This window comes from Corynebacterium marquesiae, assembly GCF_030229635.1.
Classification (GTDB): Bacteria; Actinomycetota; Actinomycetes; order Mycobacteriales; family Mycobacteriaceae; genus Corynebacterium; species Corynebacterium marquesiae.
Genome location: NZ_JASPII010000005.1, coordinates 87,101 through 113,652, shown reverse-complemented (window position 1 = coordinate 113,652; position 26,552 = coordinate 87,101). Strand labels below are relative to the sequence as shown.

The following is a 26,552-nucleotide window of genomic DNA, read 5'->3' as shown; positions in this document are numbered from 1 at the left end:
GCATACGTCTTAAACCCCAGATAGAAAGAACCCATAGCCATGACTCCTGCGCTCATCGTTGACGGCCTGATTGTGGTCGCCGTCCTCATAGCGCTCCTGAGCGGGTGGCGCAATGGCGCCCTCGCGGCGGTATTGGCCTCCATTGGTGTGGGCGCTGGGGTAGTGCTAGGCATTGCCGTGGCCCCGGCCGCTTTGCGCCTGGTGGATCAGCCATCGTTGCGCTTGCTGCTATTGGTGGGAGTCCTGGTGCTTTTTGTGGGCATCGGGCAGCTCATCGGATCCTCGTTGGGCAGCAGCGTGCGCGATCGCATGAAGGCGCGCAAGACGCAGCGCCTCGATTCCGCCGTGGGCGCGATTTTCCAAGCCTTTGCCGCCTTGGTGGTTATGTGGCTCATTTCTATCCCCGTGGCCACCAACCTAGGCGGTGCAGCTGGTGAGGGCCTGCGCGATTCCCGCATCTTAGGCAACCTTAATTCGGCCGCGCCAGCGCGGGTAGCAGCGCTGCCCAATGGCGTGGCGGCGATGCTCAATGAGTCCGGCCTGCCGCCGCTAGTCTCGCCGTGGCAAAACTCGATGAGCACCGAGGAAGTAGAAGAGCCGGACCCAGACGTGCAGGATCCGGAGCTGGTACGCCGCATGCGGCCCTCCATCATTCACGTGCTTGGCGACGCCGAAGAGTGCTCCCGCCGCCTCATGGGGTCCGGCTTCGTGGCGGCCGAGGACTACGTGATCACCAATGCCCACGTAGTAGCCGGCACACAGACCGTGCGCCTTGATACAAAGCTGGGGCTTAAGGACGCGACCGTGGTCTACTACAACCCGGATGTGGATGTGGCGGTGCTGCACTCGCGCGACCTAGGCATCGATCCGCTGCCGTGGGCCCAGACCCCGGCCCAAACGGGCGATGATGCGATGGTCATGGGCTTCCCGCACTCCGGGCCTTTCGACGCCGAGATGGCCCGCGTGCGCGATCGCATCACCATTTCCGGCCCGGATATCTATTCGCATGGGAATGTGGAGCGCGATTCCTACACCGTGCGCGGCAAGATTCAACAAGGAAATTCCGGCGGGCCGCTAGTCAACACGGCCGGCGAGGTTCTCGGCGTGGTCTTCGGTGCCTCGGTGGATGATTCCGAGACGGGCTATGCCTTAACCGCCGATGAGGTCAATGCCCAGATCGGGGACATCACGCAGCTTACCCACCCGGTAGATACCGGCGAGTGCGTGGCGCACTAGCTGTGTTCTTGTAGCCACGCCGCCAGCGTGGCAACGAAATCCGCTGGTACTTCCAGGTGTGGAAGGTTCTTCGCCCCGGGGATAGTCGTGGCGGTAAATCCGCGACGGGCGCGCACGGCGGCGCGGCGGACCACGGGGTTCCACAGCCGCTGCTGGGCGTGGATGAAGAGTACGGGTCGCTCTACTGCCAGTTCCACCCAGTTCAAGGGGACCACGGCGGTGCGCATGCGGTGGTTCCACAAGATTCCACGGCGGACGCTGCCGATGCGGGAGGCGCGCAGGCGGAGATCGAGGATGCGGTCTAGGGTGGCGTCGGCAAGCGAAGGCCCCGTATCCAGCTCCAGCTCCTTGCGGTAGGCGCGCGGGCTAAGCAGTAGGTTGTGGGCGCGGGTAACGCGCGGCAGGCGGCACAGCAGTGAGCGCAGGTTAATCCACCCAAAATCCCACGGCCGGGCGGCAATCGCACGGCGCAGATCCACCGGGTGCGCGGCGGAGATGGAAACCAAGCCGCGCACCCGCTCGGGGCGCTCAGCAGCTAGGCACCAAGCCACCGCGCCGCCGGTATCGGCGCCTACTACAAAGGCGTCGTCGTGGCCCAAGGCTTGGATAAGACCGCTGATATCGCCCACCAAGGTACGGATATCCTGTCCCGGATCAATGGGTGGCTTATCGGACATGCCAAACCCCCGCATATCCACGGCCGCGACATGGAATCCGCGCTGCGCAAGCGGCGCAATGACTTCTTGATAGTCGAACCACCCGCCAAAAGCGCCGTGGATAAGCACCACGAGTGGCTGCGTGCTATCGCCCGCCGTGGCGACGTGCAAGCGGATGCCGCGGGTATGGACGAACTCATGCGCATAAGGTCCATCCAGCTCCACCGTTGAGGGAGGCAGGGGTGCGAAGGCCATGGTGCCGCCTTTCTATAGTTAGGGCAGAAACGGTAGAGAAAAGGGGAGGAAGTACACAAAATCCGCCCCAGGCTAGCTAGGGCGGATAGAGGGGTGCACGTACGCGTGGCGCCTGCCGGTTTAGGTGTAGAGGCCGTGGGTGTTCTTACGGTCCAGGGACTTCTGCGCCTTGCCCGGAACCAGGTTCTTGAGCTCCTTGGTGGAGTCAATGGTCTTCTGCGGGGCCTTGACCTGCTTGACATTCTTCAGGCCAACGAAGGCCAGGATGCCAGCGAGGACGATCATGATCAGGAAGACGATCAGGAACGCTGCCCAGCGGTCCAGCCAGACGGCGAGAAGCTCGGCCAGGAAGAAGAAAAAGAAGAAGGAACTATACAGTGCGATGGTGCCTGCGCCGCCGAAGAGGCCTGCACCGATGCCGCCCTTCTTAGCGGACTCAGCCAGCTCGGTTTTGGCTAGCTCCACCTCGGAGCGCACGAGCTGGGACATCTGCTCGGTAGCGTTGGAGACCAGCTGGCCTACCGAGGTCTCGGACGAAGACGTATCCACGTCACTCAAAGGGATCGAGTTCACCTTCGGTGCAAATTGATCAGTACCGTCGGTAAAAAGTCCGTCGTTGCTCACGATTAATTCTCCTCGCGTTTATCTAAACCTTGTAATGTCCCCAATAATAATGGAATCACTATTATCCCATGGTGCCACGCATACTTAGGGACTTCCACGGCTATCCTAATGGATATGTCAGAAAATGACGCGTTATCCCCGCTATTTCGCCTGCCGGGGGTGAAAGAAAGTGCAGAAAAGGCCGCCGCTGCCATCGCCCGCGCACACCGCCGACCTGCAGGATTGCGCAAGTTTGAGGTTATCTCTGCGGAGTCCCTCATGCGCGGCGCCCGAGCCAGCGTGGCGCTGGACGGCCACGCCATCCCCCCACATCCGGGACCGGAAGATATGGAAGAAGGGCCGCTGGCCAGCGCTGTCAGCGCCTATTCCGTGGCCGCCCCGGAACTCTTAGATGCCACGGTGCGCTCCTTTGCCCGGGCACCGCTGCAGGTACTGGCGCGCATCGACGTCGCGGCCGGCGGTACCGGCATTCCGGCCGGCGAGAGTGCGCGCTTGCAAAGGCTGGGCCGGCTCATCGCGCAGGGTGGCGGTCCCGCCTTCGATCTCTTGCTGCCGAGTGTGGTCCATGCCGAGATTGCCGCCGGCGAGTTCTTTGGCCCGCGCAGTGGCCTCGTCGCCCGCGTTGCCTCCCGCCTCGCCGCGGTGCATACGGGCTTTGACCCGCGCGGTTTCGCCGTGCCCGAGGTCTACTACACCCGCCACCGCGCCGACTATGCCGCCGCGGTGGGCAATTATCGCACCGCGCTTGTCGACGCCCTCTTAACCCACCTCGCCGCCTGGACCGCCGGTGGCAAAGAAGCCGACGCGATTGCCCGCGCGGCCTAGGAAGCACGCCGAGGGCCCCGCTTGGGCGGGCCAGGGCGGCCCGGATGCTGCGTTAGCCATAGTCCGGCGCCAATAACTGCTGCTGTACCTGCTAGAACGGAGGCGCCGATTCCAATTTCCTTGGCAGTCGGAGCAGGAAGGAGCGGCACCGGGTCCTTAAAGGAGCGGATATCCCACTCGTGGGCGAGGGCATGGCGCTTTAGTTGCTTGTCTGGGTTGACGGCGACGGGGTGGCCTACCTTTTCCAGCATCGGGATATCCGTAGCGGAATCCGAGTAGGCGTAGCTGGCATTAAGGTCGAGGTTTTCTGCCGCTGCGGTCTGCTCTAGGGCCGCCGCTTTATTGGGGCCCTTGCAATAGAAGAGCACCTCCCCGGTAAAACGGCCGTTTTCCTCTGCCAATTCGGTGGCGATGACGTGCTCGACGCCGAGTTCCTCTGCGATGATGTCCACCAGCACGGCCGCGGAGGCAGAGACGATGACCACGTGGTGGCCAGCGGCGCGGTGGGCGCGGATGAGTTCGCGGGCCTCGGCATAAATGGAAGGCGTGACCACGTGGTGCATGGTCTCGCGGGCGATGGCGCGCACCTCGTCCACGGACCAGCCCGTAACCATTGCGGTGAGCTGGTCGCGGGTGGAATCCATGCCTTCGCTGGTCAGGCCGGAGAACATATAGCTGGCCTTAGCAAGTGATAGCTGCAGTGCTTCGGCCGGCGAGATGAGCCCGTTGTGGAGGAATTCGCGGCCAAACGCATAGGCCGAGGAGGTGGCGATGATGGTCTTATCGAGATCGAAAAACGCCGCGGTGCGTGCGGGGTCGCCGCCAGCGCGGGTGGTGGCGGTGCGGCGGGGATGACGGGGCTCGCGGGAAGTAGTCATGATGTGCTGCCGAGTGTAGCTGCCCTAAGCGCATGATGGTGTAGAAGTGATTGATGTTAACGGCGATTTATATGCCACTAATGTGGGATTAGGAACCCGCGTGAGGGTGGTACTGAGTGAACATGCATTCGGTGCAGGTCAGCGCCGTGACCGTGGAAATCTGCTGTTAGCTGTTGTGATTGGGTGGCGAACATGTCATAATAATCCGTGCAAGGCCCCGATATACCGTGCGGCCTGCCCCGGCTCACCCCCCGAGGCCGGGTTACTGACGGCCCGCGCGCACACCCCCCCGATGCGCGGGCCGTCACCTATATCTACCGCCGTGCGGAGCGGGTTATCCACAGATTTTTGGTTGAAACGACAACCAAACTAGGTCCACATGGTGACTTCTGGCGGGTTATCCACAGCACTGCCGCCGGAGCCTCGCTGCGGTGGCGCGAATGCTTCAGGCTATGAGGCATGAACGCACTACACCCTGATTCCGCCGTCATCGTCGTCGCCATTGGTGACGAAGCGCTGCGTGCCGAGGCCGTTCACGCCGCGGCTGCGACCAGCCACGATGTGCTGACCGTCACCGATCCCCGCGATATCCCACGCAGCCTGCCCGGCGCCTATGCGGTGCTGGTTGATTCCTTGATGGCCCGCGTGGTGGCAGCAGCGCAGCGCACCCACACCGCGCCTGCGCCGGTGCTTTTCCTAGCCGCGGACCCCGGACCGATTGATTATGAGGCGGCGCTCGCCTGTCACGCGGAGAGCGCCTTTATTATCCCCGCCCAGGTTAAGGAGCTGCTGGCGAGCATTGCCGCGGCGGGCGCGCCGCAGGAAGCGCGGCCGGGCAGTGCGACCATCGCTGTGGTTGGCGCGAGCGGTGGGGTGGGCGCTTCTACCTTTGCGGCCGCGTTGGCCCGCACCCAGAGCGCAGTCGACGGTCGCGCCCTGCTTGTTGACGCGCACCCATGCTCCGGCGGCCTCGACCTCCTGCTCGGCGTAGAAGCAGAACCGGGGGCGCGCTGGCCGGAGCTTACCGTGGGCGATGGCAGCATCGATGCCGCTGATCTCTACCGCGCGCTGCCATCCACGCCTGATGGGGTAGCGGTGCTCTCCGCCGCGCGCAGCACCGTCGCGGATCCCTTCCGCCTAGAAAAGGATCTGCTCGCGCGGGTGGTAGGTGCGGCCCATGCGGGCGAGGGAGTATGCGTGGTGGATTGCACCCCGGAGACCATCCCAGATGCCTGTACCCACGTGGTTATCGTGGTGGCCGCGGAGGTGCGCTCGGCCGCGTCGGCCGCGCAGCTTCTGGTGCGTCTCGATGCCGCGCGGCGCAGGTGCGTGGTGGTGCTGCGGCAACGCCAGTGGGCGTCGTTAAGCGCGTCGGAAGTAGAACGCATCGTCCACAGCACGGTGCTGGCAGAATTGCCAACGCTCCGGGGCCTCACCCGCACGGTAGAAATCGGCGGCTTACCGCAGCGCCTCCCCGCACCCTTGCGTAAGGCCGCCCGCGCGGTCCTCGAGGAGGTCGGCGCATGAGCGAGCATAAAGCAGCACAAGAAACGCTGGAAAAGATGCAGCGCATCATTGCCGCTGAGCCTAACTTGGTCCAGGATGCTGCAGCCCTGGCCCGGCGCATTCGCGCAGAAGCCGGCGTGATTAGTGACGTTGCAGTGCTTGACTTGCTGCGTCGCCTGCGCCAAGACGCCACCGGGATGGGGCCTCTCGATGCGGTGCTGGGGCGCGAGGGCGTCACAGACGTCGTAGTCAACGGGCCAGACGCGGTATTTATGGACCGCGGCGAAGGCCTCGAGCGCACCGATATCACCTTCCGCGATGATGCCGAGGTCCGCCAGCTGGCCAGCAGGCTTGCAGCAGCTTCAGGCACGCGCCTCGATGATGCGCAGCCCTTTGCCGATGGCCGCGTCACTCGCCCCGATGGTGTCGTGTTGCGCGTCCACGCACTGCTGAGCCCACCCGCAGTGGCCGGGACTTGCCTGAGCCTGCGCGTATTGCGCCAAGCGCAGACAACCCTGCCCCAGCTTGTAGACAATGGCACGCTGCCAGAAGACATCGCGGCACTGCTGCGCGCCGTGGTAGACAAGCGGATTTCCTTCCTGGTTATCGGCGGCACTGGTTCCGGCAAAACCACCCTGCTCTCTGCGCTTTTGGGAACCGTCTCCGAGCGTGAACGCATCCTCGTTATCGAGGACACCGCCGAGCTCTCCCCACACCACCCGCACTGCGTCAGTGTGGTCTCGCGCCGGGCCAACGCGGAGGGAAGCGGCGAGGTCACGATGTCACAACTGCTGCGCCAAGCGCTGCGCATGCGGCCGGACCGCATCGTGGTGGGCGAAATCCGCGGCCGCGAGGTGGTGGATCTCCTCGCCGCGCTCAACACCGGCCACGACGGCGGCGCCGGCACGCTGCACGCCAATTCTCTCTTTGAAGTACCAGCCCGCATGGAGGCTCTCGCCGCTCTCGGCGGCTTGGACCGCGCGGCGCTGCACTCGCAACTGGCGGCGGCTGTGCACATGGTGCTGACCATGGAGCGCACCCCACAGGGCCGCTGCCTCGCCCATATCGGCCTGCTCGAGGGAAACCCAGTGACTCCGCGCATCATCTGGAGCGCCGAAGATGGGCCGGCAGAAGGCTTCGCGGAATTCTCCGCGCAGCTGCTGGGAGAGCATGCTGGGGAGGTCAGCCATGCTTAGCTACCTCATCCTTGCTGCTGCGCTGCTAATACCCGCGCCCTCGAGTGTCGGTCGCTTGGCCTCCGCCCCGCGCCGGGCACAGACCAGCTCCGTGGTGATCCTAGGCGCAGTCTTTTGCGGCAGCCTGGTCTTCTACTCGGTGGGACGCATTAGCATCGCCATCGCTGCCGCCATTATCGCGTGGTGCGTGTCCTGGTACGTCAAAGACTTAGTGGCTGCGCGGGCAGAGCGGCGCGGCCGCGAGGGGCTGGCCGCTTACCTGGGCGTGGTCACCGCGGACCTGCGTGCGGGGGCGACCCTGGCTGGCGCGCTCGCCCGCGGCGTCGAGTCCCTTCCAGCCACCACCCCGCGCGAGGTATCCGCAGCACTAGAATCCACGGCCATCCTCGCCGCGCGCGGTGCGCCGCCGCACATGGCGCTGATAGATGCGCAAGGCGGCAAGGCCCTGCCAGAACTTCACCGCTTAGGCCACCTATTAGAGCTTTCCACCTACCACGGCATTGCGGTGGCCAGCTTGCTCGACCAAGCGCAAAGCCGCCTCGACGCTTCCCGACGCCACCAGCAATCCACCTCCGCTAGCCTCCAAGGCCCCCAAGCAACCGCCACGGTGCTCGCGTGCCTGCCCATAGCCGGCATCGCCATGGGAGGGGCCATGGGCGCTAACTCGCTCGGCTTCCTTTTAGGCGGCGGATTAGGCGGCATTCTCCTCGTGGTGGGCGTGGGGCTGGCCTGCGGCGGGTTCGCCTGGTCGCGCGTCATTATCCGAAAGGCGGCCGCATGACCCCGCTCATCTTTATCGCCCTCGCCGCCCTTATTGGCCTGCCGCCGCACTCCGCTCGCTTGGTACCTGCCAGCGCAACCAAGACCACCGCCAAGACCCCGCGCGATGGCCCGACCGCGCGCGGGGGACTGATAAGCAAGCTCAAGCCCGCCGCACCGCTGGATCCACTGGCAGTAGCTGGCGACGTCGAACTTTTCGCAGCGTGCCTGGCCGCAGGGATCTCCGTGCACGGCGCCACCACCGCGGTGGCCCGCACCGCGGATGCCCACACTAAGGAGCTGTGGGGGACCGTCGCCGCGCTACTCGGGGTGGGTGTTCCCGCGCAGTCCGCGTGGGGCCACATGAAGGGCCATGCGGGGCTGGAGGACTTAGCGCAGCTTGTCATCATGTCGGGCCAATCCGGCGCCACAATCGCGGCCGGATGCCACCGAATCTGTACTTCTTTGCGCGCGGAAGCATCCGCCCACGCCACAGCACAGGCGGAGCGCGCAGGAGTATTTATCGCCCTCCCGCTGGCGGTGTGCTTCCTGCCAGCATTCATCGTTCTAGGCCTTGCGCCCGTAGTAATCAGCCTGGGCGCGCAACTTCTCTAAACATCATCAGAAAGGACAAGTAACATGCACGCACTTCAGAAGTATTCCCAGCTCATCCGCAATGACGAGGGAATGAGCACCATTGAATATGCCATGGGTTCTCTGGCGGCCGCCGCGCTTGCCGGGGTGCTCTACATGGTCATCAACGGCGGCGGGGTGGTCGATGCCATCGAGGGCATCATTACCGACGCCCTCTCGAATACCCCGAGCTAGCGCCGCTCTCTAACCACGGCCGGCGGGCCCAACCCGCCGGCAGAAAGGAGGAATGATGCACAGGGTATTTGATGACGATGGCTCCGTGACCATCGAGGCCGCCTTGGCTTTAAGCTCCCTGGTCTTGGTCGCGGCGGGAATCGTGGGTGCCATTGCCACGCTGGCATCCTATATCGCCGCGGTGGACATGGCGGGCGCGGCCGCGCGTTCGCACGCCATCGGCGTCGAATACCATCCCCCGCGCGAGGATGCCCAGGTCAGCGTGGAAGAAAGCGGTGGGTTGGTGAGGGCGTCGGTAAGCGTTGATGCCCCCATCGGCACCATGCGCTCCGAGGCGGTATTTCCAGCTGAGGTGGGCGGAAATGAGTAAGCCGAAGCGCTGCGGCGAGGAAGGCTATGCCACCATTGCCGCGGCCGGCATCATCGTCGCCATCGTGAGCCTGCTGCTTATCGTGGCGGCAGTGGGCTCGCGCGTGGCCGCGCGACACGAGGCCCAGGTGGCGGCCGACCTCGCGGCGGTTGCCGGTGCCTGGGCCCTCGCTACGGGTGAAGATGCTTGTGCCGCCGCGCGCGATACCGCCGCGCTCAACGACGCCACCTTAGAAACCTGCACCGAGTCCGGCCGCGACGTCATCGTCACCGCCACGGTCCGTGGCCGCTCCACTCAAGCGAAGGCCGGGCCGGTATGAGCTGGCAGGAAGCAGTAGTGCGCCTAGCCCTGCGTCATGGTGACTAGCGCACCCAGTAGTTTGATGGCACCATCTTTGCTCAGCGGGTTATTTCCGTTACCGCACTTGGGCGATTGCACGCACGACGGGCACCCGGATTCACAAGGGCAGGAGCGCACCGCCTCGAAGGTGGCCGCGATCCATTCGGGGAAGCGGCGAAAGCCCTCCTCGGCAAAACCGGCGCCGCCGGGGTGGCCGTCGTAGACAAAGACGGTGGGCAGCTGCGTATCGGGGTGCAATGCGGTGGAAACGCCTCCAATGTCCCAGCGGTCGCAGGTGGCGATTAGCGGTAGCAGGCCGATCGCGGCGTGCTCAGTCGCGTGCAAGGTGCCGGGAGTATCGGAGGCCGTCACACCCATGGCGGAAAGCGCCATTGGATCGATGGTATAGGCCACCGCCCGGGTGACCAGGCGCTGTTCGGGGAGAGCGAGGGGGATGTCGTCGCCAATGGTGCCGTCGGCAAGCCGCACCTGATAGCCGGTGACGCGGTCGGTGACCTCCACCTCCACGTCCGCCACCCACAGTCCTGGGGAGTAATTGACCAGGTTATCGGCCTCGCGCAGGATGCGGATATCCGTGGTGGAGCGCGGAGTCGTGGAATAATCCGGTGCCTCGGGCCGGGCCAGCGCCAGGTAATCGCTGAGGATGAGCTCCTCGATGACAAAACTTTCGCCCTGGTGCAGGTATACCGCGCCGGGGTGGACCTGGCTGGTAGCGTGGGCGGCATCGATGGTGCCGAGCAGGCGGCCGTCGGAGGAATCTACGATCATGACTTCCTCGCCGGCCCCGCCGCGCAGCGAAACCGCGGTATGGGCCGTTTCGGGCGAGAGTTCCTCCGGTGAATGGGCAGGGATGGGCACGGCGAACCAGCCGCGCTCGCGGCGGCGCAGCAGGCCAGATTCGGCCAGCTGGTGAACCACGTCCTGCGCGCCCCAAGCGGCAATCGTGGCATCATTCAGCGGCTTTTCCACCGCAGCGCAATAGACGTGGCCGAAGAGGATATACGGATTGGCCGGGTTGAAAACGCTGGCCTCCACCGGCCGGCCCAGCAGGGCCTCAGGGTGGTGGACCAGGTAGGTATCCATCGGCTCATCGCGGGCAATGAGTACTACGAGCGAGCCTTGCCCGCGGCGGCCGGCGCGCCCGGCCTGCTGCCAAAAGCTCGCGACGGTCCCCGGGAAACCTGCCGTGACCACGGCATCGAGCCCACCGACATCGATACCCAGCTCGAGGGCGGAGGTGGTGGCGACGCCGAGCAAGGAGGCATCGTCAAGCGCGCGCTCCAACGTGCGGCGGTCCTCGGCCAAGTAACCGGCGCGGTAGGCGGCGATGCGCTGGGCAAAATCGGGCCGGCCGAGGCTACCGGAGAGCACCTCGGCCGCGCGCATGGCCACCACCTCGGCCGAGCGGCGCGACCGCACAAAGGTCATGGTGCGCGCGCCCTCGGCGATGAAGGAGGCCATCATCTCGGCCGCCTCGGTGGTGGCGGCGCGACGCACCGGCGCCCCATGCTCGCCCTCGGCCCCCTCGATAAAGCCTGGTTCCCACAGCGCCACGGTGCGCGCGCCGGTGGGAGCGGTGTCCTCCGTAATCGCGCGGGCGGGCCGGCCGGTAAGGCGCTGCGCATGCCGGCCCGGGTCCTTCATAGTGGCCGAGGCATAAATTACCGTCGGCCGCGAGCCATAGTGCGCGCACAAGCGCAACAGCCGGCGCAACACGAGCGCCACGTTCGCGCCGAATACGCCCCGGTAGGAATGGCATTCATCGATAACGATGAACTCTAGGTGCCGCAGTAGCCGCGCCCACCGGGCATGCGCCGCCAGCAGCGACATATGCACCATATCCGGGTTGGAGAAAATGAACCGCGAATGATCGCGCACGCCCGCGCGGGATTCTTGCGGCGTATCGCCGTCATAGGGCGAGGGCACCACGCCCTTGAGCGCCGGAATGCCCCGGCACAGCTCGAGCACCGCCTGCAGCTGGTCCGATCCCAGCGCCTTGGTGGGGGTGAGATACAGCGCGCAGGCGGTCGGCTCCTGCGCCAGTCGGCTCAAAATGGGCAGCTGGTAGCCCAGGGACTTTCCCGAGGACGTACCGGTAGAAATCACCGCATCCTCGCCGGCCCAGGCCGCCTGCGCCAGCTCCGCTTGGTGGCTATACAGCTTGCCGACGCCCCCTTCGACCAGCTTCTCCTTCAACTCCGGCAGCACCCATTCGGGCCACTCGGCATACTGCGCACGCTGCGGCGGCAGGGTGGTGTGAAATGTGAGAGTGGACTCATCGAGGCGGCGCTGGATGAACTCGAGCAGCTCTTCTCCCAGGGGATTATCCGTTTCCGGGTGAGCCAATTTCTACCCCCTCGTGGGTTAGGCCTATCGCTTTGGCGTGGAACGTGTCACACTGATATGAGGCCAATGATGTCTTGGTGCGGTGTTTACACTTTAAGGTACTGCTAAAGGACGCATTTACCGAAACCCCCTTGGTGCGGAATCGCCGCACCGCTAATCAAGAAAAGGACTGCACACCATGGCACAAGGAACCGTTAAGTGGTTTAACTCTGAAAAGGGCTACGGCTTCATCGAGCGCGCGGACGGCGAAGGCGATATCTTCGTCCACTACTCCGAGATTCAGGGCAGTGGCTTCCGTACTCTGGAAGAAAACCAGCAGGTCACCTTCGAGGTAGGCTCCGGACCGAAAGGCGAGCAGGCCCAGTCCGTGTCCGTCATCTAGGCGGCCCGTTCCCTCGCTACGGCGTTTCTGCGTAGCCGCGGCGGGTATCCCACCACTCGGTCAACTTATTCTGCAGTTTCTGCAGGCCCACGCCGATGATGACCGCGGCGATGATGCTGACCACCACAGCCAGCACGGGCGAATTGGAAAAGGCCATGCCGCCGAGGTAGCCAATGGCCAACGCCTCGCTGGCCCAGAGCGCGACGCCGATGGTGTCGAAGAAGACAAAGACGATCCACGGGAAGCGCATCGATCCCAGCAGGATGGTCATAAACAGGCGCGCTGAAGGAATGAAGCGGGCAATAATAATGGCCGCACCGCCGCCGCGACGCATATTGCGCTTGACCCAGTTGAGCCCCTCGTAGGCCTTTGAACCTTTAGGCACGCGCTGGAGTAGGGGCATAAACCGTGTGCCTAGTAGGAAGCAGAGATTATCGCCCATCATGGCGGCAATCAGCGCCACGAAAAACATGGTGGGCAGGTGCGGAAAGCCTTGGGAGCCGGACCAGGCGCCGGCCATATTGAGCGGGATTTCAGAAGGCAGGACGGGGAAGAAGCAGTCACCAAAGATCAGCACGCCGACCAGCGGGTAGATCCACTCTGTGGACATGACGGTTTCGATCCACATAGTGATGGTGTCAACCATGAATCCTCCGCGGGCGTCGTCTTGGGTGTGCTATTGTGCCCCACAATGCTTTCGCAGCTACGGGGCGTTCTAAGTAGGCCAGTATAGACCCGTTCTGTGGGGGTACATAGTGCCCCTGAAAACGGCCTTTTGGCAGTACCGCGTATATGGTGCGAGACAGGAAATGCAGATCAACTGTGTACGCTAGGGGCGATTGCTGAAAGCGTGCATACCTTATTGTTCGCATCATCGAAAGGGATGAAGTCGAAGTGGCAGAAGCAGCCGGGCCGGGAAAGACCTTGGTGATCGTCGAGTCGGCGACGAAGGCGAAGAAGATTCAGCCTTACCTCGGAGATAACTACATCGTGGAGGCCTCTGTGGGCCATATCCGCGATCTTCCCCGCGGCGCTGCGGACGTGCCGGCTAAATATAAGAAGGAATCCTGGGCGCGCCTCGGCGTGAACCCGGAAGATGACTTCGCACCGCTGTATGTGGTGAGCCCCGATAAAAAGAAGAAGGTCGCGGACCTCAAGTCCAAGCTGAAGCAGTGCGATCAGCTCTACCTCGCAACAGACCCCGACCGTGAGGGCGAGGCCATCGCCTGGCACCTGCTTGAAGTCCTCAAGCCCAAGGTTCCGGTGCGCCGCATGGTCTTTAACGAGATCACCAAGTCCGCGATCCTGGAGGCCGCGGACAATACCCGCGATCTGGATTACAACCTTATCGACGCCCAGGAAACCCGCCGCATCCTCGACCGCCTCTACGGCTATGAGGTCTCCCCGGTGCTGTGGAAGAAGGTTATGCCGCGACTTTCTGCCGGCCGCGTGCAGTCGGTGGCCACCCGCGTCATCGTCGAGCGTGAGCGCGAGCGCATGGCGTTCATCCCCGCGGACTACTGGGATCTAGCCGCCACGCTAGATACCGGCGCTGCGGACGGGGACAACCCAGCCACTTTCGACGCCCGCCTTACCACCGTCGATAGCAAACGCGTGGCCTTGGGCCGCGACTTTGATGATCGCGGAAACGTCAAGAGCAAAGACGTCATCGTCATCACCGAGCCACAGGCCAAGGCCTTGGAGTCTGCGCTCCAAGGCGCGGGCATGGAAGTCGCTGGGGTCGAACACAAGCCCTATACGCGCAAGCCCTATGCGCCGTTTATGACGTCGACGCTGCAGCAGGAGGCCGGTCGCCGCCTGCACTTTACTTCTGAGCGCACCATGCGCATTGCGCAGCGCCTGTACGAAAACGGTCACATTACTTATATGCGTACGGACTCCACCTCGCTCTCTAAGCAGGGCCTGTCGGCTGCGCGCAATTCCGCTACCAGCATCTATGGCGCGGAATACGTCTCTGATTCCCCGCGCGTATATGACCGCAAGGTGAAAAATTCCCAGGAGGCCCACGAGGCCATCCGCCCGGCCGGCGAGTCCTTCGCCACCCCGGGCCAGCTCTCTGGCCAGTTGGATGCGGAGGAGTTTAAGCTCTATGACCTGATTTGGAAGCGCACCGTCGCCTCCCAGATGGCCGATGCCAAGGGAACCTCCATGAAGGTCACCGTAGCCGGCACCGCCGCCACCGATAAGGGCAGCTACGACGTGGAATTTTCCGCCACCGGTCGCACCATTACCTTCCCCGGCTTCTTGAAGGCCTACGGCGCTGACGACGCCAAGGGTGATAAGAAGGGCGAGACCCGCTTGCCGCACTTGGAGGAGGGCCGCGCCCTGACCGCCAAGGAGGTTACCGCCGAGGGCCACTCCACCAACCCGCCGGCGCGCTATACCGAAGCCAGCCTGGTCAAGAAGATGGAGGACTTGGGCATCGGCCGCCCGTCTACCTACGCGTCCATCATCAAGACCATCCAGGACCGCGGTTATGTGGTCTCGCGCGGCAATGCGCTGGTGCCCTCCTGGGTTGCCTTCGCCGTCGTGGGCCTGTTGGAGGAGAACTTCACCGAGTTGGTGGACTACGATTTCACCTCTTCCATGGAAGACGAGCTAGACCAGATTGCCACCGGTATCGAGGATGGCACCGCCTGGCTAAACGGCTTTTACTTCGGCAACGCCGAGGCCAACGAGCAGAAGGCGGCCTCCATTGCCCGTCACGGCGGCTTGAAGTCGCTTATCGACGTCAACCTGGAAGCCATCGACGCCCGCAAGGTCAACTCCCTGCGCCTCTACACTGACACCGAGGGCCGCGACGTCTTCGTGCGTGTAGGCCGCTACGGCCCGTACATCGAGCGCGCCGTTGACACTAACGACGACGGCAGCATCGAGTATCAGCGCGCTAACCTGTCTGAAACCGTCACCCCGGATGGCCTCAACGAGGAGCTGGCGGAAAAGCTTTTCGCCACCCCGCAGGGCGGCCGCGAGCTGGGCGAGAACCCGGAAAACGGCCGCATGATCGTGGCCAAGGAGGGTCGCTTCGGCCCGTATGTCACCGAAGTCGTCCGCGAAGATGAGCGGGAGAAGGCCGAGGGTGAGGCCGAGGAGATCGTCGCCAAGGAGCGCGCCGAGGAAGACAAGCAACGCGCCGAAGAAGGCAAGCGCGCTAAGAATTGGGAAACCAAGACGGCCGCAAAACAGAAGGAAAAGCGCGTCAAGGAGTACATCGAGAACAAGCTCAAGCCGGGTACGGCTTCGCTGTTTAGCTCCATGGAACCCTCCACCGTGACCTTGGAGGAGGCCCTCAAGCTGCTTTCCCTGCCGCGCGAGGTGGGCGAGGACGACGGCGTGATGATCACTGCGCAAAATGGCCGCTACGGCCCGTACCTGAAGAAGGGTACGGATTCGCGCTCCTTGGCCAAGGAAGAGCAGATTTTCACCATCACCTTGGATGAGGCCCGCCGCATCTATGCTGAGCCGAAGCGTCGCGGCCGCGCCGCCGCTCAGCCGCCGATCAAGCAGCTGGGCGATAATGACGTCTCCGGCAAGCCGATGACCGTGAAGGACGGTCGCTTCGGTCCGTACGTCACCGACGGCACCACCAATGCCTCCCTGCGCCGCGGCGATGACCCGGAGCAGCTTACCGACGCCCGCGCGAACGAGCTCCTTTCCGAGCGCCGCGCCAAGGAAGCTTCCGGCGAGACCAAGAAGAAGTCCACCAAGAAGTCCTCTAAGAAGACGACGAAGAAGAAGGCAACCAAGAAGGCCACCAAAAAGTCCACGAAGAAGGCTGGCAAGAAGGTAACTAAGAAGCCTTCGCCCGGCACGAAGAACGTGGTAAAGGCCGGCTCGCGCAAGAAGTAACCGCGTAAGGTGGCGGGCATGAACGATTTTCTTGCCCGCACCCAAGAAGGCGCCGCGGCCCTGCGGCGCGCCGTCACCATCAAAACGCGGCCGCAGCTTTTGGCCTCGGTTCGTGAAGAGCCCGCCGTTGGCGCCGGAGTCCTAGCCGCAGCTATTGGCCAGGTGGAAAAGGCCCGCACCCTGACCCGTCCTTCGGCGCTCGGCGTGGCGGCCGTAACGGCGAGCCATGCCGCCTATGCGTGGAGCCTATATCGCCGCGGCGCGCGCAACGACGCCTTGGGCTGGGGTTTGCGCGCGGCCGTATGGGGCGCGGGCGTTGCCGCCACTCGCACACAGCCGACGGCCGCAGCGGTCGCGGTGGGCGGCGCGGCCGTGCTCACGACCTCGGCATTGGCGGGAGACCCAGCGCTGCGCACCGATGCCGGCAAGGGCATGAGCCACGGCGCCAACCTGCTCGTTGTGGCCGAGGGGCTGACGGCCCTGCGCGCGGCGCTCGCGCAGCACTATCGCGGTAAGCGGAAGCAGGGGGCGCGCCTAGTGGGCGCGGCCGAGGCGGGCGCCCTAGCGGTCGGCCATCTGCTGCTTCTCGATGGCCTGCGCCGCACCCGGTAACTGCGGCTGCATCGTCGGGCCGTAGGACAGGCGGCGGTGCACGGCCTCAAAAGGTCCGCGGCGGTCGAAGACTTCCAGCACGCAGGCTCCGATAAGCGTGACCAACCACACCGCGAAGGCCAGCGTGGCCTGGCCGAAGGCGCCCAGCTCGTGGCCGAAGTTCAGCGTGAATGGGTGCACGAGGAAGAAAAAGAGAATGGACTGCCCTACGTAGCCGCTCATGGAGCGCTTGCCCAGCGCCGCAAAGGGCCACAGCACTGCGGGCAGTGGCGCGCCGGCCGAAAGCCGCTCCTGCACCGGCTGTAGCAGCAGCGCGAGCCCGGCCAGGATGCCAGGGCCGGTAAAGACGCCGATGAAAGCGTTGGCATTATTGGCGGCATTGGCCCAGCGCTGCTCGATGACCCCGAGCGTGCTCAAAGACCACAAGGTGCCGATAACCACGGTGATGGCCGCTGCAATGGCGACCCAGCGCAGGAGGGTGGGGCGGTGAGAGGGGACGTCGGCAAGCACGCCCTGGCGCGCCCACACAAAGCCCACCAGCATCACGGGCAGGTACATCAGCAAAATGATCGGCGTGGCCAAGGCCTGGCTGCCTAAAGTAATAAGCTGGCTGAGCAGCAGATCGGGGTAGGACTCGATGGTGCCAATGGCCTCCGTGGCTACCACGCCGAGGGGATCCATAGCACCGGAAATAAAGGCCACAACCCCGCCAAGTGCGCACAGCGCAAAAAGAATATAGGCAATGCGCATCAGGGTAGAATCCCGCTTGCGCAGCAGGAATGCAATGACGATCCCGGCCACGCCGTAGAAAAACATAATATCGCCCCAAAACAGCAGCACCATGTGAACTGCGCCCATGAGCGCCAAGAAGGTATAGCGCTTGGCGATGACCTTGCGTGCCGCCCGCACCGGAAACCCGCGCCGCCACAGGCTCAGGGCAATGAGCCCCACGCCAAAGCCGAGCAGGGTAGAAAACATGGGAAGGCCGCGGTTGTGGACAAAGAAGGCGCTGAAGACGACGGCGGCCTTATCCCACGCGCTGCCATCAATGATGCCGCCGAAATAGCTGCCCGGCCGGTCGGTGGTGATGATCCACGCCGTGGTCATATTGGCCATGGCGATGCCTAGGAGGGCCATGCCGCGCGCCACATCGGGCACGATCATGCGGGGCCGGGAAGCTGAGCTCACTTAAAACCTCGTTATACCTCGGAACGTTCTGCCAGGGTAGCGCGGATAGGGCGAGCCAGCTGGGTCATGCGGTGACGCCCACGCAGCTCAATGGATTTCATCATAGTCCAGCGGGCCTGCTCGGCCTCATTGGCGGTCTTGAGCGTGGCGGCATTGGTGAGCACCTGGCCCGGGGTGTCCTTGGCCAGCTCGGTCAGGCGCGCAGCCTCGTTCACGGCGTCACCAATGACGGTGTATTCGAAGCGATCCGCGCCGCCGATGTGCCCGGCGACGACGTGCCCCGCCGCCACGCCGATGCCCGCTTGCAGCTCCAGCCCGCGCAACTCGCCGCGCAGCTCGCGGGCGGCCTGCAGCGCCACGGAGGCGGAATCATAAACATTGAGCGGCGCGCCAAAGACAGCCAGCGCGGCATCGCCCTGGAACTTGTTAATGATGCCTTTATTGCGGTGCACTACCTCGACAACGTGCTCGAAGAACTTATTGAGCTCCTCTACTACCTCCTCGGGGGAGTGGTTGACGGCGAAGGTAGTAGAACCAATGACGTCAATGAAGAGCACAGCGACCTTGCGGTCCTCGCCTCCCAACTCGGGGCGCTCCTCTAGGGCGCGCTGCGCCACCTCGGCGCCGACGTAGCGGCCGAAGATATCGCGCACGCGATTGCGCTCGCGCAGGCCGCGCATCATCTCGTTGAAACCGGCCTGCAGTACGCCCAGCTCGGACCCGTCATAGATATCGACCTCGGCATTGTTCTCGCCGCGGCGCACCCGGTTAATGGCGTCCTGCAGCTCCACGATCGGGTCCACTACGCTCATCACCGCGAAGCTAGTACCGATAAACCCGGTGGCCAGAGCGGTAAGGGCCAGGGCCGTGATGGCGGGAACCAGGTCTCCTGCGGTGCCGGAGAAGAGCCCGGTGCGCTGGGCGATGAGCATGAGCAAGATGCCCAGCAGCGGCACGCCGGAGGTCATCAGCCAGGTTGAAATGAGGCGGTACTTGATGGGTGGCTCTAGGGTGGAATCCTCAAAGCGCCGTGCCACCGCCTGGGCGGCCACCGGGCGTACGAGGCGCTCTGCCTGCAGGTAGGTCAAGATGATCACCACGAGGCCGGCCAAGGTGGCAGATACGCCAACGACCAGCCCCAGGCGGCCGGATTCCTGCCCGGAAATCACCACGGCCAGGATGATGCCGATGAGCCACACTGCGGCCGCCACCACGGATTGGTAGACGGGGATGCGCAGCACTAAGTTGCGCACCATATTCGGATCGTGCTCGTCCGGATTGCGCTGCCAGTCCAGCACCGGGCGGAAAAGCAGCAGGGTGACGGCGATGCCGATGACCACGGCAAAGATGAGGTACACCGCGGCGACGCCCATCAGGCTGGGCAGCTCGGCGGCAAAGTCCTTAATCTCCGGCATCGGCAGGAAATAAAGAACAAAGGTCATGATCGCGATGGCGCCGATGAGGTTCGCGCCAAGGACTAAGGCGGCGTAGACCGGCCATTGGGTACCCATGAGCCATCGTGCGCCGCGCAGTAGTCTGTTCATGCCTTCATACTTTAGTAAGACCAGTAGGCTAGGGCGAGTGAATACCGGAAGCGTTGCGCAAAGATTGGCAGATACCCCAGGTGTAGCCCGCACTATCTTGGGTGCCGCCCGGGCAGCTCGGGGGATGCCGGGGGCAGACCCACGGGCGATGAGCCATTCCTGGCTATTTACTGGCCCGCCGGGCTCCGGCCGTTCCCTGGCCGCGATCGATTTTGCGGCCGCGCTCATGTGCACGGATCCGGAGGAACCAGGCTGCGGCCGCTGCGAGGCTTGCCGCGCGGTGCTGGAGACCAAACAACACACCGATCTGGTCCTCGTGGATCCGCAGGAGGTCATCATCCCCGTGGATACGGTGCGCGAGGTCATCGGCCGTGCTGCGAGCCTGCCCACGGTGGCCCCTTGGCGCGTGGTGATCTTCAACAACGCCGACCGCCTCAACAATAACGGCGCGAATGCCCTGCTCAAGACGGTAGAGGAGCCGCCGGCGCGCACCGTGATCATCATGTGCGCGCCTTCCGACGCCCCCGAGGACTTCTCCCAGACCCTTCGCTCGCGTTGCCGCCACCTCTACATTCCCTCCCCGTCGGTGGAGAGCATTACCGCCCAGCTGGTCAGCGAGGGCGCCTCGGATCACGACGCCCACTTGGCCGCCCTCACCTCCCTCCGCCACGTCGGCAGAGCGCGGCGCCTGGTCAACGATCCGGCGGTGCAAAAACGCCGCGCGGTGGCCATCAACTTGGCAGAGGAAGTTTTCCACGGCTCCCAAGGCTTCCAGGCGGTGACCTCGCTATTGAAACTGGTGGACTCGGAGGCGAAGGAGTCGCATAAAGACCAGGAAGAGGCCGAGCTGGCGAAGCTGGAGCAGACCCTTGGCGTAGGCGCGAAGGGCAAAGGTGCGGCTAAGGCGCAGCGCGACGCCCGCTCCGCCATCAAGGAACTGCAGGACCAGCACAAGAAGAGAGCCAAGCGCCGGGTTATCGACAACCTGGACCTCGTGCTTGTTGATCTCTCCGGCGTCTACCGCGATGCGCTCATGCAGAAGGTGGGCGCGCAGGTGGATCTCACCCACCCGGACTTCGCCGGTCTTTCTGGTGAGCTCGCGCAGCGCGTGAGCGAGGAAGGCTTGCTGGACTGCCAGGCGGCCATCACGTTGTGCCGCGAGCAGCTGACCCAAAATGTCGGCACGCAGATTGCCTTCGACGGGTTGGTGGGTCGCTTGCGCCGCGCGTGCCTGTAGGTGGGGTCCGATTTCTATTCCGTGGCACCCCTAGGTTAGACTTTCTCTTGCTGCACTGGCGTATGCCAAGCAGCGTGCCGCCTTAGCTCAGTCGGTAGAGCATTTCACTCGTAATGAAAAGGTCGCGAGTTCGATTCTCGCAGGCGGCTCAAAGAAAAAGCACCCTTTACCAGCGATAACGGTTTAGGGTGCTTTCTTTTTCGTTGAGGGTATAGCCTAAATGGCTACAAAATGGCTACACCTCGACGTTATTCAACGTCATCATGCAGCGCATTTAAGGCGTCTCCAACTTGGTTCAAATCGTCTGGGAACAAATCCGCATAGATGTTTAGGGTGACTGCCGCCGATTCGTGGCCTAGAAGCGCCTGAACCGCTTTGACGTTCGCGCCAACGCTAATAGCCAAGCTGGCGCAGGTATGGCGTAGCCCGTGTGGCAGGACGGTAGGGAATTCCCCTGTGTGTCCGTCCTCTTTCCACTTCTTTTTGGCTTTATCGACGCTTGGCTTAAAAATTCGAGCTCGATAATTTCCAACATCAAGCCGTTGGCCGTCCTTAGACAGGAAAAGTGGGGCGTTTTGCTCGCGGCCATCAGTAAGTTCAGTTAGCTGTTCAAGCAAAAAGCGGGGGACAGGTACACGGCGATTCTCATAGGTTTTTGTGGGGCCAATGACCCCATAATCTTTCACGGCCTTGTCGATATGAAGTCGGTGGGTACTTTCGTCTAGGTCTTCGACATTGAGCGCGGCAATTTCGCTAATTCGTGGACCGCAATAGGCCATCGTGTAAATTATCGCCCGCTCGTTGTCAGTGCCCTGGACTGCCGCTAAGACTTCAACTTGTTTTGGTGTGAGGTATCCGCGACGCGCTGTTGATTCTCGTTTAACGGTGATCTTTTGTACTGGGTTAGCGGCAATCATGCGGGACTCGACCGCTGTTTCGCACAGTGCGCGGAGGACATAGACGGCGCGGAGTATGGTGTCGCGTTTCTTGCCTTCCGACTGCATGTCAGCCACCCATTTACGTACATGCGGCGCCGTAATGGAATCAACGGGCCAAGAACCCCACCGTGGCTTCACGTGGACGTTATAGGCGCTTAGGTTGGTCCTCTTGGTGCGAGGTGCGAGGGACTCTTGGGAGGGGAGCCATAGCTCGTAGACCTTCGAAACTTCGGCCTTGCCGGCTTGGGGATGGATGAAAGTACCGGTTTTCTTGGTACGTTCGACCTCCTGTGCAAAATCTTGTGCATCACCTTTACGCTTAAATCCGCGCTTTTTGGTGAGCTTTCGGTCTGGGGTGCGGTATTGCACCATGTATCGCAGAGCGCGCTTCTTGGCTTTCTCGTCCCCCTCTTTGTACTTGAGGTAATAAGGCTCAATGCTTGCCATCGGAATCCATCGCTGCCTGAATATCAGAGATGAGGTTGCGCGTTACGCGCCCCTTCTTTTGTGGCGTGGAACCTTCTCCCGCCAACTTGTCGCGGCGCTCTTCGAACCGCATTGCCCATAAAGAATCCGACCATGCCAACAATTCAATTACGTCAACGCCAGCTCTTTTTGCAGCTCGTTCTTCGCCCGCTGTGGGGTTGCGGTATTTAGTGCGTAAATCGCCGTAAGTTGTCCCTTCAGGCAGGTTCAGTGATTTTAGACGAGAGGTATAGTCCGAGACTATTTTCTGGACTTCGGAAACCATTTCTGGGGCTAGTTTGGTTTCCAATTGGGAGCCGTGAAGCCACTTCAAAATTGCTGAATGAGTAGTGACGGAGCCTTTTCCGACAGCAATGGGGGAGTCAGACTTAAACAGCTCGTCGATTTTTGGTCCTAATGCATAGGCCTCAACATCGTCTTCACCGCGAATCCAATTCTCCTCGTTGTTGAGAATGCTGGTTAGCGCCATCAGGGTTTCGACCGTGACTTTAAAGTTTCCGCTTTCAATCGCACTGACACTGCCTGCAGACCAATTTAGACCGAAGGCCCGAGCTGCAGAAGCTACGGTTTCCATACTTTTTTCGCCGCGAAGGCGTTTTACGTTTTCGCCAACTACCTCGGCTAATGACTTAACTTCTTGCTGCATGCCTACAGTCTACAAAATCTGGTGATTGACAGTGACCTAAAGGTGTGCTTATCTGTATTTAACACAGTCTACAAGAACGCGTGACTGTGTAACGTGAATTAGAGAAAGGCTCATCAATGGATGACATTTTGACGCCAGGACAGCTAGGGGAGCGCTGGCACATGACTAAGGGAGCGCTTGCTCAACAACGCTACAAAGGTAACGGCCCGAAGTTCTTCAAGGTAGGGAAGGGCGTCTTCTACCGCGTAGCCGACATCCTCGACTGGGAACAGTCCCAGCTGCGAACTCGCACCGACGAGTTGCCGAAGAAGGTGGCGTAAGTGCGGAAACAGTATCTTCCCCAGGACTCGCTGGCGTATCTCGCTGATAGCGTGCTCTTTTCTCTCGACGCCGCTAACGAGGAAATCCAGGACATCGACGGCGACTGCCCAGAGTTCGACGAGCTGCCCGAAAACCTGCAGAACGCTATCTACATCCTCGACGGCATCCGCGAAGCAGTCCGCAAAGAAGCCATGCACCATAACGTGCACCGCGCTACTCACTACAGCAACGGCCTTCCGGTTCGCCTGCATTACAAGGGCGAAGTCGTTACGGACCCCGAAGGCGTGAGTTACCGGCCGGACAACATCACCACGATGCACCCCAGTGGCACGCCGGACGCTGTAATCCCACCCCAAGACAACGCCGCATAAGGAGAAGAAATTGACCACCCCTAATAAGAAAACCCTCGCAGGTGCTGGGAACACCAACGAGGGAGCAGGCGAGACTGGTAAAGGCTCGTACACCCGTAATCATAGCAGCCGCGAGCTTCGCCGAACCATTGCCAAGGTTCAGGCCGCTATCTCCGACAACAATCGCATCCTTCGGAAAATAAACGAGAAGGCCATCATTGCCAGCCCGGCCGAGTTCCGGGACCTCGACGCGAAATTCGGGGAAGTTCAGAAGGCTAACACTGTTCTGACTAAGCAGCTTCGCTCCCTTGTCGAGGAGTGCCACCAATTGGTGCAACAGGAGCGTGACGCCGCCAAGGAGCACCAAGAAGATAAAGCCCGGCATGATGCCCGCAGGCGCGAAGAAATCACTCGCATCACGGGCCATTCTGATTGGGCACCTATGGACCTGCAGTACATGCTCGTTGAGCGCTACCGCGAAGGCGGCGACTACATGACCGTCCTCGACGCCATGAAAGCCATTGACGACCTCGACCTACAGCGCGCCGGTCTTAGTTCTTGGGGAGAAGGTGACGAGTAATGCCAGTTAATGCAGACGCTCTTCTTTCAGTAGCGGATCTTCTTCTCGTTGCTGACGCCGAAGACCTACTCCAACACCTCGACCTCCCCAACACCCTCGCAGCTTAGTTGCTGCGCAGCCCTACTGGCAGGCACCAGCGTTCGAGCCGCTGGAGGGCACCAGGCCCAAGCAAACAGTGGTGGCAAACAGCGCGGGCGACCCGAGAAAAACAACTGAATAACCAAAACAATCCAGACCTGTTTAGGAGTACTCAAGTTGACGACCCACTCGTCCCAGATGCATGAGCAACACGCCCATGAATATCTGCGAATCCTCATCAGCGGAAAGCTATCCGCACACGAAGCCATCGAAGCCCTAAACCTCGTCGACGAAGACGATTATGGGGCCAACTGGCAAGCACGCACCATTCACCACGCCATCCGCGCCGCCGCTGATATAGCAACCCGCGACGGCCACGGCCTGGACCCACTTGTCGCCACCGACGTCAACGAAGTCCTCGTCAACAACGGAGACCTCGACAACGACGGTATGGGTCACACGTGGCTGCAGTTCATCAGCCCCCAAGACACCCCACCAGAGCTAAACAAAGCTCGGCTCCCACAACTAGCGCGCCGCATCACCGAAGACTTCTTTAGGCTTCGCCACTCCGAAATCTACGCCGGGGCCAACAGCATGACCGCCCCACTTGTAGACCTATGCGCGCAAATGGATCGTGACCGCCAAGACCTTCTCGAAATCTACGGTCGCATGACCAAGCTCAGCTCGAAGACGATGCACATCGTGAAGGGTGGTGCTGCATAAATGAGCGACTACACCACTAACAGCGCCCAAGCGCCCTTCGGTCGACGAGTATCCTTCCGAACACTGGCCGGCCAAGAATGGGACATCCCGGTATTCATGTGGGAACTCGAACACGAAGGCCAAACCACCGGAATCTTGCCCATGGGAGCCATGTCAATGGCTGCAGGCCGCCCCGCAGCAGGAAAGTCATCCTGGGGACGCGATACAGCCGCCCGAGTCAGTCGCGGCACTCTCCCCGGCGCACTCTACGGAACGCCCGCCAACGTTCTCTATATCGCCGCCGAAGAGAACATTAAGTACAACGTCATCCCAGGCCTTATCGCATCCGGAGCGGATATGAACCGCATCATCCGCCCCCGCGTCGACTTCCACGCCCCAGACGGCACCACGGAAGAAGTCGCCATCCTTCCCGAGCATGACATGCGCACCATCATCAACCTCTGCATTGAGCACGGAGTGAAGCTCGTCATCGTCGACCCCATCATGAACTTCATGAACGGCATCGACGCCAACCGAAACAACGAAGTCAGAGACAAACTCAAGCCCTGGACTCGACTAGCCGAAGAGATTGACGGCGTTGTCCTTGCCATCACACACCTCAACAAATCGGGCAACGGAGACGTAGTAGCTGGTATCACCGGCTCGTCAGCCTTCGGAGAAGTCACTCGCTGCGCACTAGGCTTCACCAAACTTCCCGACAGTGACGAGCGCGTCATGAGTGTTGAGAAGAACTCTATCGGGCTAGAAGGCGCGGCATGGAAGTATCGCATCGCATCCCGCACACTCACCCGAGAAGATGGTGTATCCCACGACTTCGGAGTCTTCGAACTCCTTGGAGAATCAGAGCAAACAGTGGGTGAAATCCTCCGTGACCAAGGCGAAGGAAACAGCACCGCAGAGCTTAAGACGATAGTCCTAGACTTCCTAGACCAATGCGGGGGAAGTGCCGCAGCCACCGAGGTGCAAGCCGAAGTTAAGGCTGCTGGCATGGCCTGGAAGACCGCCCAGAATAAGCGCGGTAGTTGGGGAGTTCAGACAACCAAGATTGATAAGAAGTGGCACTGGTATCTCAAAGGGCATAAGCCAGGAGAAATCCAGCCCCCTCAATACACACGGGACCTTGGGACCTTGGGACCTTCACAGGTCAAGGGGCATAAATCAACATCCCGACCGGGACCTTCCCCTAACACTCGGGACCTTACAACCAACATCCCGGACAACAATCAACATCCCGGCCGGGACCTTGAAAAACCACCCACAACCAGTGAACATCCCAACATCCCAACATCCCACGCGACTAAGGGGCCAACAGCGTCCAACGACACCCAAGCCGCCATCATCAACACCCTCAGCACCACCCACCCCATGAAGCTCGGAGCCATTATGCGCCAAGTCAAGGAAGTCACCGGCTCAGGAGCCACCGCAGGAGAGGAACTAGACCAAATGGAGAAGCAGGGCGTAATCATCCGCAACGTCAAAGGCGGATACCTCCTAGCCGTCAAGGAGTCAGCATGAGAATCCGTATCCGACTTCCTCATAACCCGTGGCGTGATGGACGCCTCCGCATCAAATGGGTCGACTACGTAGGAGGCCACGACCGCTTGTCGGTCTCTCTTATGACCAGCAAGGGCCAAGAAGTCAGCTTCGAAGTCCAAGGCAAAGACATCTACCGACTCGCAGACAGCATCGTTGACCACGCCGACGAGTACTTCCTCAATCAGAAGCAACACCAAGGAGAAGCCGCATGAGTACGCCACA

General features: G+C 62.1%; 28 protein-coding genes and 1 tRNA gene. 20 read left to right on the top strand and 9 right to left on the bottom strand.

The genetic code is table 11. The features are described 5' to 3' along the window. Positions 1-39 precede the first annotated feature (39 nt). Positions 40-1,236 (top strand): MarP family serine protease, encoded by a 1,197-nt coding sequence (locus QP971_RS04975; protein ID WP_284787613.1) that lies wholly within the window; start codon positions 40-42, stop codon positions 1,234-1,236. Here the strand turns inward: QP971_RS04975 and QP971_RS04970 are convergent. Both QP971_RS04970 and QP971_RS04965 read right to left on the bottom strand, forming a co-directional pair. Continuing rightward, on the bottom strand, positions 1,233-2,147 hold the full coding sequence (locus QP971_RS04970; RefSeq protein ID WP_284787615.1) for an alpha/beta fold hydrolase: 915 nt from the start codon (positions 2,145-2,147) through the stop codon (positions 1,233-1,235). The genes QP971_RS04975 and QP971_RS04970 overlap by 4 nt on opposite strands. A 120-nt stretch (positions 2,148-2,267) precedes the next feature. Continuing rightward, positions 2,268-2,771 (bottom strand): phage holin family protein, encoded by a 504-nt coding sequence (locus QP971_RS04965; RefSeq protein ID WP_005323120.1) that lies wholly within the window; start codon positions 2,769-2,771, stop codon positions 2,268-2,270. A 108-nt stretch (positions 2,772-2,879) separates the two neighbouring features. Between QP971_RS04965 and QP971_RS04960 the strand changes: the two genes are divergently transcribed. Beyond that, positions 2,880-3,596: an oxidoreductase gene (locus QP971_RS04960; RefSeq protein WP_284811008.1), complete on the top strand. Its 717-nt coding sequence runs from the start codon at positions 2,880-2,882 to the stop codon at positions 3,594-3,596. Here the strand turns inward: QP971_RS04960 and QP971_RS04955 are convergent. Continuing rightward, on the bottom strand, positions 3,593-4,474 hold the full coding sequence (locus QP971_RS04955; RefSeq protein ID WP_284811007.1) for an HAD family hydrolase: 882 nt from the start codon (positions 4,472-4,474) through the stop codon (positions 3,593-3,595). The two genes, QP971_RS04960 and QP971_RS04955, sit on opposite strands and share 4 nt — an antisense overlap. A 459-nt stretch (positions 4,475-4,933) precedes the next feature. Between QP971_RS04955 and ssd the strand changes: the two genes are divergently transcribed. Genes ssd through QP971_RS04920 form a run of 7 tightly spaced genes read left to right on the top strand, consistent with a single transcriptional unit; the run spans position 4,934 to position 9,452 of the window. After that, complete coding sequence (gene ssd, locus QP971_RS04950) at positions 4,934-6,001, top strand: septum site-determining protein Ssd (protein ID WP_284811006.1); 1,068 nt, start codon at positions 4,934-4,936, stop codon at positions 5,999-6,001. After that, complete coding sequence (locus QP971_RS04945) at positions 5,998-7,176, top strand: TadA family conjugal transfer-associated ATPase (protein ID WP_284811005.1); 1,179 nt, start codon at positions 5,998-6,000, stop codon at positions 7,174-7,176. The genes ssd and QP971_RS04945 overlap by 4 nt, the downstream gene beginning before the upstream one ends. Next, positions 7,169-7,957 carry a type II secretion protein F gene (locus tag QP971_RS04940; RefSeq protein ID WP_284787623.1) on the top strand — a complete coding sequence of 263 codons (789 nt, stop codon included), beginning with the start codon at positions 7,169-7,171 and terminating at the stop codon, positions 7,955-7,957. The genes QP971_RS04945 and QP971_RS04940 overlap by 8 nt, the downstream gene beginning before the upstream one ends. Beyond that, complete coding sequence (locus QP971_RS04935) at positions 7,954-8,550, top strand: type II secretion system F family protein (RefSeq protein ID WP_269953752.1); 597 nt, start codon at positions 7,954-7,956, stop codon at positions 8,548-8,550. The genes QP971_RS04940 and QP971_RS04935 overlap by 4 nt, the downstream gene beginning before the upstream one ends. Positions 8,551-8,574: 24 nt before the next feature. Continuing rightward, positions 8,575-8,763 carry a DUF4244 domain-containing protein gene (locus tag QP971_RS04930; protein ID WP_198492408.1) on the top strand — a complete coding sequence of 63 codons (189 nt, stop codon included), beginning with the start codon at positions 8,575-8,577 and terminating at the stop codon, positions 8,761-8,763. Positions 8,764-8,818: 55 nt separating this feature from the next. Continuing rightward, positions 8,819-9,133 (top strand): hypothetical protein, encoded by a 315-nt coding sequence (locus tag QP971_RS04925; RefSeq protein ID WP_080970367.1) that lies wholly within the window; start codon positions 8,819-8,821, stop codon positions 9,131-9,133. Further along, entirely contained in the window at positions 9,126-9,452 is a 327-nt protein-coding gene (locus QP971_RS04920; RefSeq protein ID WP_269953743.1) for an Rv3654c family TadE-like protein, read from the top strand. Before QP971_RS04925 ends, QP971_RS04920 begins: the two co-directional genes overlap by 8 nt. 23 nt (positions 9,453-9,475) lie before the next feature. Here the strand turns inward: QP971_RS04920 and QP971_RS04915 are convergent, their stop codons facing one another. Then, the gene (locus tag QP971_RS04915; protein ID WP_284811004.1) at positions 9,476-11,839 is read right to left on the bottom strand and encodes a Zn-binding domain-containing protein; all 2,364 of its coding nucleotides are present in this window, start codon (positions 11,837-11,839) and stop codon (positions 9,476-9,478) included. 178 nt (positions 11,840-12,017) lie between these two features. Here QP971_RS04915 and QP971_RS04910 point away from each other — a divergent pair, with 178 nt between their 5' ends. Beyond that, positions 12,018-12,221, top strand: a complete 204-nt coding sequence (locus tag QP971_RS04910; RefSeq protein WP_005323097.1) for a cold-shock protein — start codon at positions 12,018-12,020, stop codon at positions 12,219-12,221. 16 nt (positions 12,222-12,237) lie between these two features. Here QP971_RS04910 and QP971_RS04905 read toward each other — a convergent pair whose 3' ends face one another. Continuing rightward, on the bottom strand, positions 12,238-12,867 hold the full coding sequence (locus QP971_RS04905) for a DedA family protein (RefSeq protein ID WP_239274090.1): 630 nt from the start codon (positions 12,865-12,867) through the stop codon (positions 12,238-12,240). 248 nt (positions 12,868-13,115) lie between these two features. On the opposite strand from QP971_RS04905, the gene topA reads away from it, so the two are divergent. After that, a complete protein-coding gene (topA, locus tag QP971_RS04900; RefSeq protein ID WP_284811003.1) occupies positions 13,116-16,091 on the top strand; it encodes a type I DNA topoisomerase in 2,976 nt (991 codons plus the stop codon). A gap of 18 nt (positions 16,092-16,109) precedes the next feature. Continuing rightward, entirely contained in the window at positions 16,110-16,703 is a 594-nt protein-coding gene (locus QP971_RS04895) for a hypothetical protein (RefSeq protein WP_284811002.1), read from the top strand. On the opposite strand, the gene QP971_RS04890 is transcribed toward QP971_RS04895, so the two are convergent. After that, positions 16,653-17,891 carry a DUF418 domain-containing protein gene (locus tag QP971_RS04890; RefSeq protein WP_269953739.1) on the bottom strand — a complete coding sequence of 413 codons (1,239 nt, stop codon included), beginning with the start codon at positions 17,889-17,891 and terminating at the stop codon, positions 16,653-16,655. The genes QP971_RS04895 and QP971_RS04890 overlap by 51 nt on opposite strands. An 11-nt stretch (positions 17,892-17,902) precedes the next feature. Next, a complete protein-coding gene (locus tag QP971_RS04885) occupies positions 17,903-19,435 on the bottom strand; it encodes an adenylate/guanylate cyclase domain-containing protein (RefSeq protein WP_269953738.1) in 1,533 nt (510 codons plus the stop codon). Between the two features lie 37 nt (positions 19,436-19,472). Here QP971_RS04885 and QP971_RS04880 point away from each other — a divergent pair, with 37 nt between their 5' ends. Both QP971_RS04880 and QP971_RS04875 read left to right on the top strand, forming a co-directional pair. Then, a complete protein-coding gene (locus tag QP971_RS04880; RefSeq protein ID WP_420361582.1) occupies positions 19,473-20,672 on the top strand; it encodes a DNA polymerase III subunit delta' in 1,200 nt (399 codons plus the stop codon). 76 nt (positions 20,673-20,748) lie between these two features. After that, positions 20,749-20,821 (top strand) — tRNA-Thr (locus tag QP971_RS04875). A gap of 99 nt (positions 20,822-20,920) precedes the next feature. Here the strand turns inward: QP971_RS04875 and QP971_RS04870 are convergent. Together QP971_RS04870 and QP971_RS04865 are read right to left on the bottom strand one after the other, a co-directional pair. Continuing rightward, a complete protein-coding gene (locus tag QP971_RS04870; RefSeq protein ID WP_284811001.1) occupies positions 20,921-22,057 on the bottom strand; it encodes a tyrosine-type recombinase/integrase in 1,137 nt (378 codons plus the stop codon). Beyond that, positions 22,044-22,742, bottom strand: a complete 699-nt coding sequence (locus QP971_RS04865) for a helix-turn-helix domain-containing protein (RefSeq protein ID WP_284811000.1) — start codon at positions 22,740-22,742, stop codon at positions 22,044-22,046. The genes QP971_RS04870 and QP971_RS04865 overlap by 14 nt, the downstream gene beginning before the upstream one ends. Before the next feature lie 116 nt (positions 22,743-22,858). Between QP971_RS04865 and QP971_RS04860 the strand changes: the two genes are divergently transcribed. From QP971_RS04860 to QP971_RS04835, 6 genes are all read left to right on the top strand, one after another. After that, the gene (locus tag QP971_RS04860) at positions 22,859-23,062 is read left to right on the top strand and encodes a DNA-binding protein (RefSeq protein WP_284810999.1); all 204 of its coding nucleotides are present in this window, start codon (positions 22,859-22,861) and stop codon (positions 23,060-23,062) included. After that, the gene (locus QP971_RS04855) at positions 23,063-23,434 is read left to right on the top strand and encodes a hypothetical protein (protein WP_284810998.1); all 372 of its coding nucleotides are present in this window, start codon (positions 23,063-23,065) and stop codon (positions 23,432-23,434) included. It begins immediately after the preceding gene. A gap of 10 nt (positions 23,435-23,444) precedes the next feature. After that, entirely contained in the window at positions 23,445-23,993 is a 549-nt protein-coding gene (locus QP971_RS04850) for a hypothetical protein (RefSeq protein WP_284810997.1), read from the top strand. 255 nt (positions 23,994-24,248) lie between these two features. After that, positions 24,249-24,794, top strand: a complete 546-nt coding sequence (locus tag QP971_RS04845) for a hypothetical protein (RefSeq protein ID WP_284810996.1) — start codon at positions 24,249-24,251, stop codon at positions 24,792-24,794. Next, positions 24,795-26,309 (top strand): AAA family ATPase, encoded by a 1,515-nt coding sequence (locus tag QP971_RS04840; protein WP_284810995.1) that lies wholly within the window; start codon positions 24,795-24,797, stop codon positions 26,307-26,309. It abuts the gene before it with no gap. After that, positions 26,306-26,542, top strand: a complete 237-nt coding sequence (locus QP971_RS04835; protein ID WP_284810994.1) for a hypothetical protein — start codon at positions 26,306-26,308, stop codon at positions 26,540-26,542. Before QP971_RS04840 ends, QP971_RS04835 begins: the two co-directional genes overlap by 4 nt. Positions 26,543-26,552: the final 10 nt, after the last annotated feature.